The organism is Prosthecobacter sp. (assembly GCF_046154365.1).
In the GTDB taxonomy this organism is placed as follows: Bacteria; Verrucomicrobiota; Verrucomicrobiia; order Verrucomicrobiales; family Verrucomicrobiaceae; genus Prosthecobacter.
The window spans coordinates 1-15832 of record NZ_JBJXFV010000181.1; the positions used below are offsets into that span (position 1 = coordinate 1).

General features: G+C 60.3%; 22 protein-coding genes and 1 pseudogene. 8 read left to right on the forward strand and 15 right to left on the reverse strand.

Annotated elements, in window-relative coordinates; genetic code table 11:
• Together ACKVY0_RS22810 and ACKVY0_RS22815 are read right to left on the reverse strand one after the other, a co-directional pair.
• Positions 1-528: RNA repair transcriptional activator RtcR family protein (locus tag ACKVY0_RS22810; protein ID WP_409217161.1), on the reverse strand; the 528-nt coding region annotated here is incomplete at its 3' end.
• On the reverse strand, positions 525-1292 hold the full coding sequence (locus tag ACKVY0_RS22815; protein WP_409217162.1) for a hypothetical protein: 768 nt from the start codon (positions 1290-1292) through the stop codon (positions 525-527). The genes ACKVY0_RS22810 and ACKVY0_RS22815, both read right to left, overlap by 4 nt.
• A gap of 543 nt (positions 1293-1835) precedes the next feature.
• Between ACKVY0_RS22815 and ACKVY0_RS22820 the strand changes: the two genes are divergently transcribed.
• Entirely contained in the window at positions 1836-2564 is a 729-nt protein-coding gene (locus ACKVY0_RS22820; RefSeq protein WP_409217163.1) for a slipin family protein, read from the forward strand.
• A 7-nt stretch (positions 2565-2571) separates the two neighbouring features.
• On the opposite strand, the gene ACKVY0_RS22825 is transcribed toward ACKVY0_RS22820, so the two are convergent.
• Both ACKVY0_RS22825 and ACKVY0_RS22830 read right to left on the reverse strand, forming a co-directional pair.
• Complete coding sequence (locus ACKVY0_RS22825) at positions 2572-2961, reverse strand: type II toxin-antitoxin system VapC family toxin (RefSeq protein ID WP_409217164.1); 390 nt, start codon at positions 2959-2961, stop codon at positions 2572-2574.
• On the reverse strand, positions 2951-3223 hold the full coding sequence (locus ACKVY0_RS22830; RefSeq protein WP_409217165.1) for a type II toxin-antitoxin system Phd/YefM family antitoxin: 273 nt from the start codon (positions 3221-3223) through the stop codon (positions 2951-2953). Before ACKVY0_RS22830 ends, ACKVY0_RS22825 begins: the two co-directional genes overlap by 11 nt.
• 68 nt (positions 3224-3291) lie before the next feature.
• On the opposite strand from ACKVY0_RS22830, the gene ACKVY0_RS22835 reads away from it, so the two are divergent.
• Positions 3292-4782: an RtcB family protein gene (locus ACKVY0_RS22835; RefSeq protein ID WP_409217166.1), complete on the forward strand. Its 1491-nt coding sequence runs from the start codon at positions 3292-3294 to the stop codon at positions 4780-4782.
• Positions 4783-4845: 63 nt separating this feature from the next.
• Here ACKVY0_RS22835 and ACKVY0_RS22840 read toward each other — a convergent pair whose 3' ends face one another.
• From ACKVY0_RS22840 to ACKVY0_RS22850, 3 genes are read right to left on the reverse strand one after another with little or no spacing between them, the layout of a single operon-like run.
• Positions 4846-5268 (reverse strand): MotA/TolQ/ExbB proton channel family protein, encoded by a 423-nt coding sequence (locus ACKVY0_RS22840; protein WP_409217167.1) that lies wholly within the window; start codon positions 5266-5268, stop codon positions 4846-4848.
• Positions 5269-5294: 26 nt separating this feature from the next.
• Positions 5295-5795 (reverse strand): hypothetical protein, encoded by a 501-nt coding sequence (locus tag ACKVY0_RS22845; protein ID WP_409217168.1) that lies wholly within the window; start codon positions 5793-5795, stop codon positions 5295-5297.
• Positions 5786-5977 carry a hypothetical protein gene (locus ACKVY0_RS22850; protein WP_409217169.1) on the reverse strand — a complete coding sequence of 64 codons (192 nt, stop codon included), beginning with the start codon at positions 5975-5977 and terminating at the stop codon, positions 5786-5788. Before ACKVY0_RS22850 ends, ACKVY0_RS22845 begins: the two co-directional genes overlap by 10 nt.
• A 34-nt stretch (positions 5978-6011) precedes the next feature.
• Here ACKVY0_RS22850 and rtcA point away from each other — a divergent pair, with 34 nt between their 5' ends.
• Complete coding sequence (rtcA, locus tag ACKVY0_RS22855; RefSeq protein ID WP_409217170.1) at positions 6012-7043, forward strand: RNA 3'-terminal phosphate cyclase; 1032 nt, start codon at positions 6012-6014, stop codon at positions 7041-7043.
• A gap of 16 nt (positions 7044-7059) precedes the next feature.
• Here the strand turns inward: rtcA and ACKVY0_RS22860 are convergent, their stop codons facing one another.
• Positions 7060-7230: a hypothetical protein gene (locus ACKVY0_RS22860; protein WP_409217171.1), complete on the reverse strand. Its 171-nt coding sequence runs from the start codon at positions 7228-7230 to the stop codon at positions 7060-7062.
• On the opposite strand from ACKVY0_RS22860, the gene ACKVY0_RS22865 reads away from it, so the two are divergent.
• Complete coding sequence (locus ACKVY0_RS22865; protein WP_409217172.1) at positions 7219-7581, forward strand: YmdB family metallophosphoesterase; 363 nt, start codon at positions 7219-7221, stop codon at positions 7579-7581. The two genes, ACKVY0_RS22860 and ACKVY0_RS22865, sit on opposite strands and share 12 nt — an antisense overlap.
• Before the next feature lie 48 nt (positions 7582-7629).
• Positions 7630-7764, forward strand: a pseudogene (locus tag ACKVY0_RS22870) (amino acid--tRNA ligase-related protein); the annotation flags it as partial.
• Here ACKVY0_RS22870 and ACKVY0_RS22875 read toward each other — a convergent pair.
• From ACKVY0_RS22875 to ACKVY0_RS22890, 4 genes are all read right to left on the reverse strand, one after another.
• Positions 7761-8483 carry a hypothetical protein gene (locus ACKVY0_RS22875; protein ID WP_409217173.1) on the reverse strand — a complete coding sequence of 241 codons (723 nt, stop codon included), beginning with the start codon at positions 8481-8483 and terminating at the stop codon, positions 7761-7763. The pseudogene ACKVY0_RS22870 and the gene ACKVY0_RS22875 sit on opposite strands and share 4 nt — an antisense overlap.
• Positions 8467-8721, reverse strand: a complete 255-nt coding sequence (locus tag ACKVY0_RS22880) for a hypothetical protein (RefSeq protein ID WP_409217174.1) — start codon at positions 8719-8721, stop codon at positions 8467-8469. Before ACKVY0_RS22880 ends, ACKVY0_RS22875 begins: the two co-directional genes overlap by 17 nt.
• An 83-nt stretch (positions 8722-8804) precedes the next feature.
• Positions 8805-9158, reverse strand: coding sequence for a hypothetical protein (locus tag ACKVY0_RS22885; protein WP_409217175.1), 354 nt, complete (start codon positions 9156-9158; stop codon positions 8805-8807).
• A gap of 84 nt (positions 9159-9242) precedes the next feature.
• Positions 9243-10088 carry a hypothetical protein gene (locus ACKVY0_RS22890; protein ID WP_409217176.1) on the reverse strand — a complete coding sequence of 282 codons (846 nt, stop codon included), beginning with the start codon at positions 10086-10088 and terminating at the stop codon, positions 9243-9245.
• 81 nt (positions 10089-10169) lie between these two features.
• Here ACKVY0_RS22890 and ACKVY0_RS22895 point away from each other — a divergent pair, with 81 nt between their 5' ends.
• The gene (locus ACKVY0_RS22895) at positions 10170-11591 is read left to right on the forward strand and encodes a sulfatase (RefSeq protein ID WP_409217177.1); all 1422 of its coding nucleotides are present in this window, start codon (positions 10170-10172) and stop codon (positions 11589-11591) included.
• A gap of 6 nt (positions 11592-11597) precedes the next feature.
• On the opposite strand, the gene ACKVY0_RS22900 is transcribed toward ACKVY0_RS22895, so the two are convergent.
• Entirely contained in the window at positions 11598-12176 is a 579-nt protein-coding gene (locus ACKVY0_RS22900) for a class I SAM-dependent methyltransferase (protein ID WP_409217178.1), read from the reverse strand.
• Between the two features lie 77 nt (positions 12177-12253).
• Complete coding sequence (locus ACKVY0_RS22905; protein ID WP_409217179.1) at positions 12254-13123, reverse strand: tetratricopeptide repeat protein; 870 nt, start codon at positions 13121-13123, stop codon at positions 12254-12256.
• A 238-nt stretch (positions 13124-13361) separates the two neighbouring features.
• Between ACKVY0_RS22905 and ACKVY0_RS22910 the strand changes: the two genes are divergently transcribed.
• Both ACKVY0_RS22910 and ACKVY0_RS22915 read left to right on the forward strand, forming a co-directional pair.
• A complete protein-coding gene (locus ACKVY0_RS22910; RefSeq protein ID WP_409217180.1) occupies positions 13362-13643 on the forward strand; it encodes a hypothetical protein in 282 nt (93 codons plus the stop codon).
• 113 nt (positions 13644-13756) lie between these two features.
• Positions 13757-15352 (forward strand): sodium:solute symporter, encoded by a 1596-nt coding sequence (locus tag ACKVY0_RS22915; RefSeq protein ID WP_409217181.1) that lies wholly within the window; start codon positions 13757-13759, stop codon positions 15350-15352.
• Between the two features lie 30 nt (positions 15353-15382).
• On the opposite strand, the gene ACKVY0_RS22920 is transcribed toward ACKVY0_RS22915, so the two are convergent.
• The gene (locus ACKVY0_RS22920; RefSeq protein ID WP_409217182.1) at positions 15383-15760 is read right to left on the reverse strand and encodes a hypothetical protein; all 378 of its coding nucleotides are present in this window, start codon (positions 15758-15760) and stop codon (positions 15383-15385) included.
• Between the last annotated feature and the right edge of the window lie 72 nt (positions 15761-15832).

Consider the following 15832-nt stretch of genomic DNA (forward strand, 5'->3'; position numbering starts at 1 on the left):
CTCCTGCTCCTGCGCGAAGCGCGTTGAGAGCCGGTCATACTTCGAGAGGTCGATGTCGATGATCTCATAGCGCCCGGAGGCATTCGCATCACGTCCGCCCTCGCGTGACGGCGAGGTTTGCAGCAGCCGCGCCGGGATAAAGTTCGCCTCGTTGAGCAAGAACCAGCAAATCTGCGCCACATGCGTGCCCGTGGTCAGGTGGATGAGGTAGTCCTCTTTCTCCGGCTGGAAGTCGTAGCCGCGCACGAAGTCGTAAAGCCGCTCATACACCTCCTGAAAGTCCCACGGGTCCTTCAGCGCGAATTCATGCACCACCACCTCCGTCTCCGGCGAAACCTTCGCGATGTCCGCGACCACGCTTTTCGCCAGATCGGCAAATTTCGGCTCCACGAGCAGTTCCAGCCGCGAAACGAGCAAATCCTCCTGCTGACACATCGCGACCGTCGGCCGCCACTTCGACCACCTTTCCGCGCCCTGAGCGCGGTCCAACGTGGAGCCAAGGAAGCCGAAAGTGATGATGGGTTTCATGACAACACGGCCTCCAGGATGGTTTTCATCCGTTCAAACGGCTCAATCGGAATCACATCAATCGGAATGATGTGCCCGCCCGAGCGGATCATGTTTGACGGCTTCACATCGAACAGAGCCAAATTACGCCCGCGATGATACCAAATACCTGCGGTGATCATTTGGAAGCCATTCCGCGCCATCCAGGCCGCGATGTCCTCCACCGTCGTCTGCACCTCATCATGCGGAAACCACGGCTGGGAGGTGATGATGCAGAATTGATCGTCAAGAATCATGCAGCCTTCCAGGCGGTTCATTTCGATGCCCTTCATGCCATCGAGCGAGGCCGACCACAGGTTCAGCAGTTCCAGCCGCATGAGGTATTGGTGCGGGGTGCTTTTGCCGAGTTTGAGTTGATCAACAGGATCACCTGTCGCCCTACCCGAGCACGCGGGATAGACTCCAAACCTCATCTTCTTCGTCGCTTTGAACACACGGCCTCGTTCCTGACGCACATGGTGCTCACCCATTCCGAGGCTGATATCCCACACTCCCCACTCGGGCGATTCAAGCCAGCAGCCATCCTTCTTTGCCCAGTCTTCGAGGAGGACTATCTCCCGACTTTGAGCCTCACTGTAGTCAGAGGCGCTCCAATGCTCTTCTCCACGGCGGCCAAGAACTCTTTCGAGGACGGACTTTGCGGCGACGAGTCTTCCGTCTGCTCCTTCGCAGGACGCTGCACTTTCACCTTCGAGATCGGTGCGGGAATCAGGCTTGGCGGACATGGAATGGAGATGGCAGGCATGATGGTTGGATTGTGCCTCTTGGCACAGAAAGTAGCAAGAACGCTTTCAAGTCGTGGACCCCCTGCCTCATAGACCTCCAATGAGATAAATCAATAGCCAATAGGCTAGCTTTTTACTGCCTCAGGCCCAATCCATCACATACCCAAAACCACCCGCAAAATTTTCTTTCCCTGTATTTACAAGGCTTCCAGCGTCATCCGACCCCTCCGTGCCAAGTTTTGGCACGCGACTAGCAATACTAGCTTACGTCCTCCGACTCCATGCAGCGACTGAAGCGATAAGCCCAAGGAAGCTGCCCATCGGTGAGGAGGACGTCGCCTTCGGGCAACTGGACTTACCTCCATCGACATAAACCTTCCCGGATGGCCGGGGTGAAAGTCTGCTCCGGCAGATGGACACAACGGCCTGATGACTCTGCGAGCTGTCTGGCAGCGTGGCGATGTCCGCCGCGTGCGGGCCATCCAGCTCCCGTCAGCGGGCCGCCAGCCATCCGGGAAGGACATTTTCAACCATCCAATCACCATGAACACCTTCATCTCCACCTTTCGTCCTGCCACCGGATTCAGCTTTGTGATCCAGGACCACGAAACCGCTCTGCTCTTCCAGCATGGCCGCTACCTCCGCGCCCTTGAGGCGGGAAAGCCTCGCCTGTGGGCTTCCGGCCATGAGGTGAAGCGCATCGACAACCGCGAGCAGATGCTCCTCGTGCAAGGCCAGGAACTCCTCACCGCCGATCAGGTCGTGCTGAAGGTCTCTGCTGTGGCGACTTTCCGCGTCGCTGATGCCCTGAAGATGCACCGCGCCACTCAGGCCGCCGCCGCCGTGCTTTATAGCGAAGTCCAGCTCGCCCTGCGCCAGATCGTGGCTGCTGATATTGCGGAAACCTTCCTGCAACAGAAAGCCGGACACGGAGCCAAGCTGCTCGACCTCATCGCCGACCGCGCCCAGTCCCTCGGCCTCAAAGTGGACCGCATCGACATCCGCGATGTCATGCTGCCTGCCGACCTGAAGCGCAGCTTCATGTCCGCCCTCCAGCAGCGCCAGGAAGCCCAGGCCGGACTCGAAAAAGCCCGCGCTGAAACCGCCGCCCTCCGCACCCTCGCCAACGCCGCCAAGCTCATGCGCGACACCCCCGAACTCCTCCAACTCCGCTACCTGCAAACCCTCCAGGAAGTCGGAACCAGCATGGGAAACACGCTGGTGCTGGGGCTGACGGACTCCGAAAGGCTCAAAGCCGTGATGAAGGTGTGAAGTAACCTCAACCCGCCAAATCCATGATCTGCACCAAACCTGAATCCCGAATCTTTTTGTCCCGTGTCACCAGCGGCACGCCCATTTCCAGAGCGGTTGCCACGATGAGCCTGTCAGCAGGATCGCCGTGGAAACTCTCAGGCAAGAGCGCCACCTTGGCCGCGATGCTTGGCGAAATGGGAATGGCTGTGACGGCTTGGATGGCGGCGCTCAGCCATTCGAGCAAAGGCACTTTCAGCGTGATGCGGTGTTTGCTCACCAGCATCCCTACTTCCCAAAGGCTGATGTCGGCCACGAAAGGCTTGGCATCCAGTTGGTCGAGAAACTCGCGAGCCTCCCTCGGCAGGTCTGCCGAATCATTCATCCACCAAATCCAAATGTGCGTGTCAATCAGCATGGACGGGCTTCAAATTGGCGGCTTCGCACTCCAGCCCGGAGTCCACTTGCAGGGCCGTCATCAATGGCTCCGTAAGATCACCATGAACGACCACACTGCCACGCAAGGCATGCCAGGGCTTCGTTTTCGATGGAGCGATCTCCGGCACCAGCCGCGCCACCACCTTGCCTGAATCCATGATCGAAACTTCCTCACGCAAGCTCCGCACTCGCTCCAGCAATGAAGCGCTCAGACTTTGAAACTCATTCACCGTGATCGTCATGCCTCATCCTAACGACTCGGCATAGCCTTCGCAATCACCAATCCAACACTCCCTTTCTCCAACCATCCATGTCCACCTCCTCCTTCCACATCACTGGCGAAGCCGAAGCCATCCTCCCAGCACGCAACAACGCGGGAAAACCCATCACCGTCATCGGGACGGAGGCGATCCGTGCCGGCTTTGACCCATCCTGCATCGAGCAGGCGCTCAACTCGCGTTCCGCGCCGGGCGTGACCGATCTTGTGCTCAATCCCGACGCGCACAGCGGTTACGGAGCGCCGGTGGGCTGCGTGATGGTTTCGCCGACGCACATTTATCCGGGGCCGGTCGGCGTGGACATCAAGTGCTCCATGTCGCTGCTTCAGATGGACATTCCTGCCGATGCGATCATCGACAAAGGAATCCGTCGTCGTCTCATCGAGGCCATTTTGCTGCGCACACCAACCGGCGCGGGCCGTGGTCAGCGCGAGGCGAAAAAGTCCCGCCGCGTGTCTGCCGAGCTCGGCGTGCAGGTTTGCACCGATGGCGCGAGCCGCGGTGTGTGTGAAGCACTCGGCATCCCGCCGGAGTGGGCGCTGCGTTGCGAGGATAGCGCTCATCTCGGCCATGACGGCAATGTTTCGACGCTGAACGAGCGCCTGGACAAAATGCGTGCCTTCAATGGCTTCGCTGCCTTTGAAAACAAGATGATGCAGCTCGGCTCCTACGGTGGCGGAAACCACTTCGGCGAGTGCGAGGTCGTGCAGCTCGCCGATGACGCCGCGATGCGCTCCACGGCCGAGGTTTTCGGCCTGCGGGACAATCACGTTGCCTTCCTGAGCCACTGCGGATCACGCGGGTTCGGGAACATCCTCGCGCAGCGTCAGTTCAAGTCGCTGGAAGGCTTCTTCCGCACCTGGGGCCTGCCGTTTCCCGCCGATGACAAACAGCTCGTCTATGCCCCGCTCGGCACACCCGAGGCCGACGCCTATCTCGACGACATGGCGCTCGGCGCGAACTTCGCCACCGTGAACCACATGCTCATCAATGCGCTCGTGCTGGAAGCCTTCCAGGAAGTGCTTCCCGGCACGAAAGGCCAGCTCGTGTACTTCATCAGCCACAACATCGCGCGTCAGGAAGTCGTCGATAACCAGCTCGCGTGGGTCCACCGCAAAGGCGCCACGCGTGCCTTCCCCGGCGGCCACCACGCGCTGAAAGACACGCCCTTCGCCGCCACCGGCCACCCGATCCTGCTGCCTGGAAATCCGCGCGACGGCTCCGTCATCATGGTCGCCAAGCCCGATGCCGTGAAAAGCTGCTACAGCGTCAATCACGGAGCCGGCCGCTGCATGGGCCGCAAAGCCGCCGCCCGCACGCTCAATCAAAACGAAGTCAACGCCGACTTCGAAACCCACGACATCCTCTACAACGCCCGCCAATACCCCATCGACGAAGCCCCCAACGCCTACAAAGACTTCAAAGAAGTCCTCCACAGCGTCGAGTCCGCCGGCCTCGCCCAGCAGGTCTGCAAACTCAAAGCCCGATTCGTCATCAAAGACGCGGCGGAGGCGGATGATTGAGCTTCCGTAGATTCGACTGGCAGTCGAATCGGTTTGAGACTCGGCTTCGATTGCCAATCGAAGCTACGATGCGCCGCGAAGCGCACTGAGAATCATCATCACAAACATGAAGACTCCGTTCAGCGCGGGAAGAATGGAAAGCCAGAAGATCACCCTCACCCAGCGAGGCTGGTTCCGCTGAACAAACACGGCAACGCCAAGAATGACACAACCGATCATACCACCAAAAAATCCCAGAGCCGTCGAGATCAAGACCTCGCCAATGGCCGCGCTGAGCTCTGCCGGATCGCCTGCGCCCTCTGTCATCGCCTTCGCTGTGAGTGCAGAAAAGGCATTTAGCATGCCGAGCACCGTTCCGATGGTGCCCACGACGGGCAGGAGTTGCAACCAAGCACCCGCTTTGGCGAGTTTGGTTGCTCTCGGTCGATCTGTTGCAGCGCCCTCAAGGGATGATTGCGGTGGAGTATATGGATTCGCGTCTGGCATGACCTAGATAAGTATCGCCTTTGCTTTTATCCGATCTGAGCAGCCTTTAACAACTCCTGTTTTGGTCGCGCGATGAGGAAATCAAAAGGCATGAGCCCCTTGGCCGTCACCACCGCGTTCTTCGGCTCCGCATCGGAAACCAGCAGACCATCCTCCACACGAAACCAAGCATCACCAAAGCGAGTGCGATGAAACACAAAACCACGCTCCAGCATGAACTGGCGGATTTCCGCCAGCGTTGGCGGCTTACCGTGAAAGGCAGGCTGGGAGGTGATGATGCGTCGCGAGCGGCCTTCTCCGCACACGCCTTCGATTTGCCATCCAACGGCAAATTCGTCGTTCAGCAGCCGGATGCGTTCCAGATACTCATCCAGTGTCGCAAAGCGGTCCGGGCCGAATTTCCGACCAAACTCGCCCGCGTGCGTTGCTTTGATCACACGCAATTTGTCGGCGGAAAGCCAGACTTCGTGCTCAGAGCCTCGCGATTGGCCGAAACCGTTGGGAAGAGCGGCAGGCTTCAGTTCCATCGCGAAAGCCAGCGTTTCCAAAAAGGCAGTGCAGAGGCCGTATCGCGTCCCACAGCCTCAAACAGCCGCAATTGGGCCGCCCACTCCTTATCGGTGAAGGGGCGCTGGCTTTCGAGGTATTCGGCGACGCGCTGGCGATCTGCGGCACGCTTCTTCTCAATGCTGTTAAGTCCGGCTGACATGTTCTGAGACTATCTGAACCCCTATTCTTTCGCAATGAGCAAAACCAACACCTCCATCCTCTCCATCTCCGGCGACTCCGGCGGCGGGCAGTTGCTGCGGTCGTCGTTGTCGCTGGCGCTGGTCACGGGGCGGGCGTTTCGGATGACGAACATTCGTGGGAAGCGGCCCAAGCCGGGGCTGATGCGACAGCACCTCACCTGCGTGAAAGCGGCGGCAGAAGTCTGCGGCGCGGACGTCGAAGGGGCTGATCTTGGCTCCACGGAACTCGTTTTCCAGCCAGGGAAGATCACAGCAGGCGACTACTGCTTTGCCATCGGCTCCGGCGGCAGCACGACGCTCGTGTTGCAGACGCTTTTGCCCGCGCTGCTGCATGCGGAGGCCTCCAGCACGCTGCGCATCGAAGGCGGCACGCACAACCCGATGGCTCCGCCGTTCGAGTTCATCGGGCAATGCTTCCTGCCAGTGATTCAGAGCATGGGCGTCGATGCCACCGTGACGCTGGAGCGCCCCGGCTTTATGCAAGCAGGTGGTGGCGTGCTCACGGCGGAAATCTGGCCGATCAAAAAGTGGAAGAAGCTCAAGCTCACCGAACGCGGCGAGCCGGTGGAGACTTTTGGCCGCGTGTTGCATGCGCATCTGCCTGGCGAGATCGCCCAACGCGAAATCATAACCGCCTCCAAGATCCTCGAATGGCCTGAAAACCACATCGACCTCCGCTACGCAAACGACAGCACCGGTCCCGGCAATGCCATCTTGCTTGGAGCACGTTTTGCGAAGGTCTGCGAGATCAGCACCGGCATCGCCCAACTCGGAAAGTCAGCGGAAGCCGTCGCCACCGGCGCGGCGAAGGGGCTGCGTGGTTATCTGGCCTCGACGGCTCCCGTCGGCGTGCATCTGGCGGATCAGTTGCTGCTGCCCATGGCCCTCGCGGGCGGCGGCGTGTTTCACACGCTGTCGATCACTGACCACACGCGCACCAACATGGCGCTCATCGAGCAGTTTCTGCCTGTGAAGTTCAGCGTGGAGGAACTGGCAGGCGGCGTGAAGAGGATTGGGTGCGGCTGAGGACATCCACACTCCGTTATTCGGCCCAGGCTTCACGAACGAAGCGCAAGTAGTTGCCGTGCATGATGTTGGCGATGTCCTCGTCTTTGTAGATGCGATTTTTGAGCATGAAGGGGATGCGGACGAGGTCTTCGGGCGTCTGCTCGTTACCGAGGCCACGAGTGAAAAAGTCGCCATGGGCTGGCATCTCGACGGCAAAGTCTCCGCCGTGATCGGCACGCACACGCATGTGCCCACCGCCGATGAACGTGTGCTGCCGAAAGGCACCGCCTTCCAAAGCGACGCCAGCATGTGCGGCCCGATGGACAGCGTGATCGGCAGCCAGATCGAGCCCGTGCTTGAACGTTTCCACACCATGATGCCCACACGCTTCGGTGTCGGTCGCGGACGTGGCGCGGAACTCCATCACGGCGCGCAGCAACTGATCGCGCGTGACATTGTGCTTCTCGATCACGGTGCGCAAACAAAGCCGCAACATCATCGACCCCATCCGCCACGCAGTACTCGGAAACCCTCAGTGCCTCGCATCAGGTGCTGAATAGTTGCCCGAGTAAATAGCGGCAGATTTCAACAAAAGCTCATCCCCGAGTTTGGCATGCCGCCCGCCGGCGGCATCGGTGTGGATCGGCTGATCATGATGCTCACGGGCGCGGGAGGCATCCGCGATGTGGTGCTGTTCCCGCAGTTGAAGCGGAAGGTGAGATCAGGGCGTCATGGCTAATTGAGGTGCAGCCGCAGCGCAGCGAGCAGGCCTGCTAGGTCCGCCTCTGGCAGCGGAATGCGCAGCGGCTCGTGTCCGGCGATGCAGCGCTCCAGCAGCGCGAGCAGCCGTTGGGCGTCCTCACGCGCATCGTACTCTGGCAGCGCCGTCACGCGGACCTTCTCCAGAAAACGCGGAATCACCCGTGCCAGGATCAGCAGATGCTTCACATCATTGTTAGCGCCCTCACCGGGCCGTGTATTGGCGGCATGTAGCTTGCAGATGCAGATGGAGCAGGGGTCGAGGAGGGCGATGCCTTCTGCGGTGGCGACTGGCGTGCCGCATGGCGGCTCGTCGAGGCTGCTATCGAGGCCGGGCAGCCGCTCCAGCACTTCGACGCTCGTCCGCTGACCGCGCCAGAGCAGGCCGACGGCAAAAATACGCCCCATGTGCGGCGCGGCTTTGCGGGTGGCGGCCACGATGCCCTTCATCTCGGCACCTGCTGCTTGCAGCGACTCCGCCAGGATCATCGCGGCGGCCTTGCCGCCCCGCAGATCGATGTCCTTGCTGTAAATCGGCAGATCAAACTCAACACTCTCGGCCAGCGTCAGATGTGCCTCCGCCCAGGCAGAAACCGCCAGCCCACCGATGAGCACATAGCCGACTTCCGTCTCGCTCAATCTCACGAGGTGGGCCTTGAAGTCCGCAAACGAGACCGGCTGCTCAGGTGTGGGCTGCATGGGAATAGAGCTGCACCGGAGCCTTGTCATACACTGGCAGACGCGGTGCGGGCTTGACCGTGCCCGACCATTTCATGGCTCCAGAGCGCAAGTGCTCCAGCCACGCCCGCGCCTCCTCGGAGTGGCCAAACGCTTCACGATCCTCGGCTTCCTCGCGTTTGAATTGGGCCATGGCAGGATTGTCCCACTCCTCCTCGAAGGTCGCGGGGCGGTAGGGGGCTGGAAGGCGCGGATTCATGCCATGCGAATGCTACCATGCGGCGTACTTTTGTCATGCGGCGGTTCTGCGATGGTCAGCAGCCTTGGTGGCCTGTTCCTGTGCTAGCCGCCAGCCACCGCCAGCATACAAGGGTAACCGTATTTGCTGCTGCGATTACCGGGGACGTTGAGATGACGATCCGACGACAGGAGAAGGCCGGCAACTTTTTCATCGGCGATTTGTTTGGCAAGACTGTTGAAATGGCCGCTGTGGAGCTTGGCGAGATCGTTCGCAAACGGAGCGGTGACGCGCTCGGCTTGCAGCTTGAGAAACTGCGCATCGAGAATGGCGAGATCGGGTGGCAAGGGCTCCGCGCCACCGGCGGTCTGGCGGCCGGACAGGAGGAAGACGGCAACCACCAGCGCTGCCGCCACACCGAGGATTGTTCCGAGCACAAGGCGCAGTTGAGGGAACATGGATGCCGAAACGGGAAGTGCTGGGCAAGCTGGAAATGGGGCGGAGGAAATCGTGTTTTTCCCGCAGTTGAAGCGGAAGCGTGATCAGGGCTTCTTCTTCCCCGCTCCCGCATCCAGGAACTCGATCGCCTTCTTGAGCCATTCGCCTTTCGGCGGCTGGTGGCCTTGGGCGGGGATGTTCATCAGTTCGACGGACTTGAAGCCTTCTTTTTTGAAGCCGTTCTCGAAGACGGCGCTGGTATTTTTGAGGTTGAAATCCTTTTCGCCGGTGACGAGGACGTAGCGGCAGTCGGTCTTCGCGAGTGCGGCGACTTCGTCGTGCGGAATGTAGCGCATCTGAAAGACCTCGGTTTTGTCGAGGCTGACGATGTCGGTATAGAAGTTCACGCCCATGAAGGCGATGGTGCCGGGGAACATGTCGGCATAGGTGACGCCGAGCATGCTGGCGACACGACCGCCGCCGGAGAAGCCGGAGACATAGACGCGGGCGGGATCGATGTCGTAAAGCTCGCGCAGGTTGTCGTTGGCATCGACGGCCATGCGCATGCGGGCGAAGACCTCGCGGTTGTTGCCGGAATTGTGGGCGCCGACGAAGATGAGCTTCTTGTCGGCCAGCACGGCCTCCCATTCGGGCGAGATGGACGGGGCGTTGCTGGGACTGACCCAGATGAAGAGGCCGTGGGGATCGCCCTTCTTGTATTTCTTCGGCACGATGATGTCGAATTTCTCCATGCTGACGTTGTAGGGCGGTGGTGTTTCAGCGGCATGCATGCGCATCTTGAGCTGCTCATTATCTGACACCGGTGGCGAGGTTTTGAAGGTGATGGGAGAGCGGACGCCGGGCTTGATGGTGTCGTCGTCCTTCTTTTTCGCGTCGGCGGCAAAGCTGAAGGAGGCGAGGAGGGGGAAGAGCAGGATGAATCGAAGCATGGGCGGATCAAAGCGAGTGGTTTGGCCGCTGTCGATACGGAAATGTGTAATCCAGCCGCTTCGGGCTGCGTTCAGGGGCGCATGAAGCTCCTGCTCTGCTTATTCCTCCTCACTTCGTTCATTCAGGCCGCTGATCGTGCGCCGAATGTCATTTTCATCCTCGCGGACGACCTCGGTTATACGGACGTAGCCTGCTTTGGCTCGAAGTATTACGAAACGCCGAACATCGACAAGCTGGCATCGCAAGGTATGAAGCTGACGCGGCATCACCATTGCCAGAACTGCCAACCGACGCGTGCGGCGCTGATGACGGGCCAGTATGCGGCGCGCACGGGTATTTATACGGTGGGTGGCATCGGGCGCTTTGAATGGGAGTCGCGGCCGCTGCGGCCGGTGGACAACGCGGAGAATCTGCCGCTGGAGAAGGTCACGATCGCGCAGAGGATGAAGAAGGCAGGCTACGCGACGGCAATGTTCGGCAAATGGCATCTCGGCGAGAAGGGCGAGTATCATCCGGGACAGCGTGGTTTTGACGAGGCCATCGTCACGATGGGCAAGCACTTCGATTTCGCGACGCAGCCGAAGGTGGAGTATCCGAAGGGCGAGTATCTGGCCGACTTCCTCACGAACAAAGCGGTGGACTTTATCCAGCGGCACAAGGACGCGCCGTTCTTCCTCTACCTGCCGCATTTCGGCGTGCATTCGCCGCATCAGGCGAAGCCGGAGTTGATCGCGAAGTTCAAGGACAAGGCGGGCGTCGGCGGCCACAACAACCCGACGTATGCGGCGATGATCGCGAGCGTGGATGAAAGCGTGGGCCGCGTGATGGCGACGCTGGATGAATTAAAGCTGGCCGACGACACGGTGCTCGTGTTCTCCACTGATAACGGCGGCGTGGGCGGTTATGCGCGAGAGGGAGTGCAGGGCGGCGACATCACGGACAATGCGCCGCTGCGCAGCGGGAAGGGCAGTTTGTATGAAGGCGGGACGCGGGTGCCGCTGATCGTGCGCTGGCCGGGCGTGACGAAGCCCGGATCGAGCAGCGATGTGCCAACGATCCATGTGGATATGTTTCCGACCTTCGCCGAAATCGGCAAAGCGACGGCCCCTGAAGGCCAACCGCTCGACGGCGAGAGCCTGGTGCCGGTGTTTCGCGATGCAGCGGCCAGTTTGAAGCGTGAGGCGATTTATCAGCACTTTCCCGGCTATCTCGGCGCGGGTGGCGGAACGTGGCGCACAACGCCGGTCGGTTTGATCGAAGTCGGCGACTGGAAGCTGATGGAATACTTCGAGGATGGCCGGCTGGAGCTGTACAACCTCAAGGACGACATCGGTGAGCAGAAAAACCTCGCCGCAGAGATGCCGGAGAAGGCGAAGGAATTGCACGCGAAGATGCTGGCGTGGCGTGAATCCATCAAAGCGCCGATGCCGACGAAGAACACGCCGCAGACCAGTTCCGAACCCAAAAAGAAAGGCAAAGGCAAGAAGAAGCAGGCCGAGTGAGCCGGTTCAGCTCTTGCGGGCGACGTAAACAAACGCGGGCGGCAGATTGGGCCAGACGACGCGGGTGGTTTCGACGCCGTGGGTCAGTTCGTGCAGCAGGGAGCGGAAACGCCGACCGCTGGGCAGTTTGTGGAAGCCCCAGTAGGCAAAGGTGGCAAAACAGCCGCCAGGGGCGAGATGCGGGAGCACGTTGTTTAGAATCGCCTCCTGCAAGCCACGCGGGAAGGCCGTCCACGGCAGGCCGCTGATGATGGTGTCGAAGGTTTCGCCGGGCGCGAGCACCTGAGTGAAATCAAATTCCTGCGCACCTGCACATTCAAAGCACATCCGCGGGAAACGCGGGCGAAGCTGCTGGACGAAGGTGTCGTTGAGTTCGATGCCGAGGTAGCTGGCTTCACGTGACATCGTGTCGGCGATGGCGCGGGTGAAGGCTCCGGTACCGGGGCCGAGCTCCAGTATGCGTCGTGCCTGGCAGACACCGGTGGCCTCCATCATACGCTCCGCCAGCGCCGGGCTGGAGGGAGCCACAGCACCGACGGTCTGCCAGTTACGGCAGAATTCTTTGAGGAAGGTGACGGCGGACATGCGGGGCGGATGCTAGCAAGTCCGAGCGAAGGTGCGAGTGCTTTTGCGGGGGCGGGATGGCCGGCAGGGCGAAGCGGCTATTTTTTCAACTCCGCTGCGATACGCTGCATGGACTCTGCGGCAAACTGGGTGTGCGGATGGATCGCACCGAGCTGCTGTTTGAAGCCAGTCTGCGCTCGCTGCATGAAGGCCAGTGCCTCGCTGAATTTTGACTGCGCCTCCAAGCACAGCGCCAGATTGAAGCAGGTCAGGAAAACATCGGTATGACGCGGCCCCAGCACTTGTTCGCGAAGGGTAAGGATCGCGCGATGCTCCTGCTCGGCCTCGGCTGGCCGGTTTTGTTCCTGGAGAACGGCGGCGAGGTTGTTACGGCTGGCCAGCGTCTTGGGATGCTCTGCGCCGAGCAGGCGCTCACGCACCTCGAGAACGGAGCGGTGCCCTTTTTCGGCTTCAGCGTATTTGCCCTGGTCATGCAGCGCGGTGGCGAGATTGTTGCGGCTTTCGAGTGTCTCCAAATGCTCCGCCCCCAATACGCGCTGGCGAACCGCCATCACAGTGCGGTATTCGCGCACGGCTTCGGCTTTTTTCCCCAGCTCTTGAAGTGCGGCGGCCAGGTTGTTGCGACTGAGCAGCGTGTCAGGATGCTCGGGACCGAGAACGCCCATGCGGATGGTTAGCACAGCGCGGTTTTCTTTTTCGGCCTCGGCGTATTTACCCTCGCCAGCCAGAGTGGCGGCCAGATCACTGCGGCTGACGAGCGTGTCGGGATGCTCCTTGCCAAATATCCGGCTGCTGAGAATCACAACCTCACGAAACTCGCGTTCCGCCTCAGCCAAGCGACCTTGGGCAGACATGGCGGCGGCACTGTGATAACGCTGATGCAGTGCCACCAACTGTTGCTCCTGCTGGGCTTTCAGGCCAAGGGATGGAGCCAAGATGGCGAACATGACTAACGTGCATAGGCGCATTCTTTGCATGGGCTAGTGGATGATGTGGGCTTATCCAAGTGATGCAAGGCTAAAATGCCACTCCTTGCTTTGGGGCACTTATGCAGATGGAAAAAAATTGAACCGTTGCGCCGCGCCGACATCTCAATGCACGCGTTTGATAGACTAAGCGCGCACCAACAACCCCACAATGATGAAAAGAATCCTCCCAATCCTCACCTGCGTTTTCTGCTCCGCCATGCTGCTTACCCAGTGCAGTTCGCCCAGCGAGCATGCCTCATCTGCTCCAGCAGAAACAGTGCGCACACCTGTGCCAACGAAGGGTGGAACTGTCTCGGTTCAAAAACTTGGCGACACGACCATCGCCACCCGTCGTCTGATCCAGCACCCGCTGACCAACAAGGACATTGGCAAAGTTTATGAAGAAGTAACCCTGGTGTCTCCATACGGCACCAAGGTGGAGGAACGCGTGATTGTTCGTGCTGCGCCGAGGTTGGAAACCAAAGTTGTGACACGGTAAACGGCGGGAAGGCCGCCGTTGACCCTTTGCCAAGGTAGAAAGACTGCGGCGGCGGGAGGCTGGGCGCTTGACGTGCATGGTGCTTTGCAGCGAGACTTCGCATCACTCACGCCATGCCCTACCTCCTCGACGCACTCGTCATTCTCGGTTACTTCGCCATCATCATTGGCATCGGCCTCTCGCAACGAAGCAAAAGCGACAGTGTGGAGGGTTTCACACTCGGAGACCGTCAAATTGCCTGGTGGGCGGTGCTGGCATCGATCTTGGCGGCGGAGATCAGTGCGGCGACGTTTCTCGGCGCACCGGAGTCCGGCTACAGTCGGCAGAACTGGAGCTACGCGCAGTTTGCCATCGGCACGGTGATGGCACGTATCATCGTGAGCTTCCTGTTCATCCCGGTCTTTTACCGGCACGGCGTCATCTCGCTCTATGAGTTCCTGGAGACACGGTTCGGGCCGGTGACGCGGAAGTTTGCCTCGATCACCTTCATGTTCACCCGTGTGCTGGCGATGGGCACGCGGCTCTATGTCTCTGCGATCATCCTCGTGCTGGCGGTGGCGATGTGGCAGGGCGGTGCGGTGGATGCGAACACGAAATTCTGGCTGTACGCGGGTGCGGTGGTGGTCGTCACGTTGCTGACGGCGCTCTACACCTCGGTGGGCGGCATTCGGGCGGTGATCTGGACGGATTTCATCCAGGTGGGCGTGCTGGTGGCCTCACTCGGCTTCACAATTCCCTACCTGCTGATGAAAATCCCCGGTGGCTGGGGGGCGGTGGCGGATGTGATCAAGAACCCGGTGTTCTTCGATTTCGCCAAGCCTGCCGAAACAGGCGCCTGGGCATGGATCAAAAATGTCTTCACCAGTGAGTACACCATCTGGGCCGCGATCATCGGCAGCACCTTCGTGACGATGAGCACGCACGGCATCGACCAGGACACAGTGCAGCGCATGCTCACGGCCAAAAACCGCCGCCAGAGCGCCTTCGCGACGATTCTCTCCGGCATCGTCGATCTGCCGATTGTCTCGGCCTTCATCCTCATCGGCGTGCTGCTCAAGGCTTACTATCTGGCGCATCCGAACGCGGCGCTGCCGGTGGAAAGCCGCGAGGTCTTCCCCTTCTTCATCATGAACGAGATGCCCGCTGGCATGCGCGGCCTCGTGACGGCGGGCATCCTCGCCACGGCGATGGGATCGCTCAGCACGGCGCTCAACGCGCTCGCCACCAGCCTGTCGCGCGATTTCATCCTGCCACGTCTTCCTGCCGACGCGCCAGACTCGAAGCGCATCGCCGTTTTGCGCTGGAGCACCGTATTTTTCGCCTTCCTGATCATCGTGGTCGGCATCTGGACGGCCTGGTTCATGGCGCACAATCCGAAGGTTGAAATTCTGCCGCTCGTTCTCGGCATTCTCGGCTTCACCTTCGGATCGCTGCTCGGTGTGTTCCTGCTCGCGGTGCTCACGAAGACCCGTGGTTGCGACACGGGCAACATCATCGCCATGGTCTCTGGTATCGTGGCCGTGCTGCTCCTCAGCAACGTCCTCGGCATTCAGACCAAGCTCGGCATCGATCAGCCCTTCGTGCTGTCCTTCCCCTGGCGCATCACCCTGGGCACCTTCGTCACCATCGGCGTCGCGATCTTGTTCAAAACACCCGACTCACGCCAGGCATCAGCCCGAGCCATCGACGAGATTCACGCCAAGGCGTGACGGGCATGCAGTCGTTTGATCCAAGTCCGATCAGTCATCTATCTCCACCAAACGCACCTTCAAGCCTGACGCGGTGGCCAGTGCTGCCTGTTTGGTATCGCCGGTGACAAATGTCTCGCAGCGGGCATCCAGGGCGAAAGCCACATGCAGCGTGTCGAAGGTGCGGCAGCCGAGACGCGCGGTGTGTGCCTCGCTGAGTCTGGCAAAACGTTCCATGATTCCACTCCAGTCCGTTGGCGTCTGGAGGAAATTGCCGCGCTGGACATAAGAGTCGAGGCGCGCTTCTGCGCGTTTGCGGTTTTCAGACGCCTGCCCGCGTTGTTTGGTCGGCAGTTCAAGCGTCTGCTGGTATTCGACACGGCGGATCGTGTTGCGCACTTCCATTTGATGCAGATCCGTGAAGATCAACTGCCTGCGTCACATGGATCGAAAAGCCGCCGTGGCAGCTTCCGTCGCCGCGTCTCGCATGACCAAGCTCAC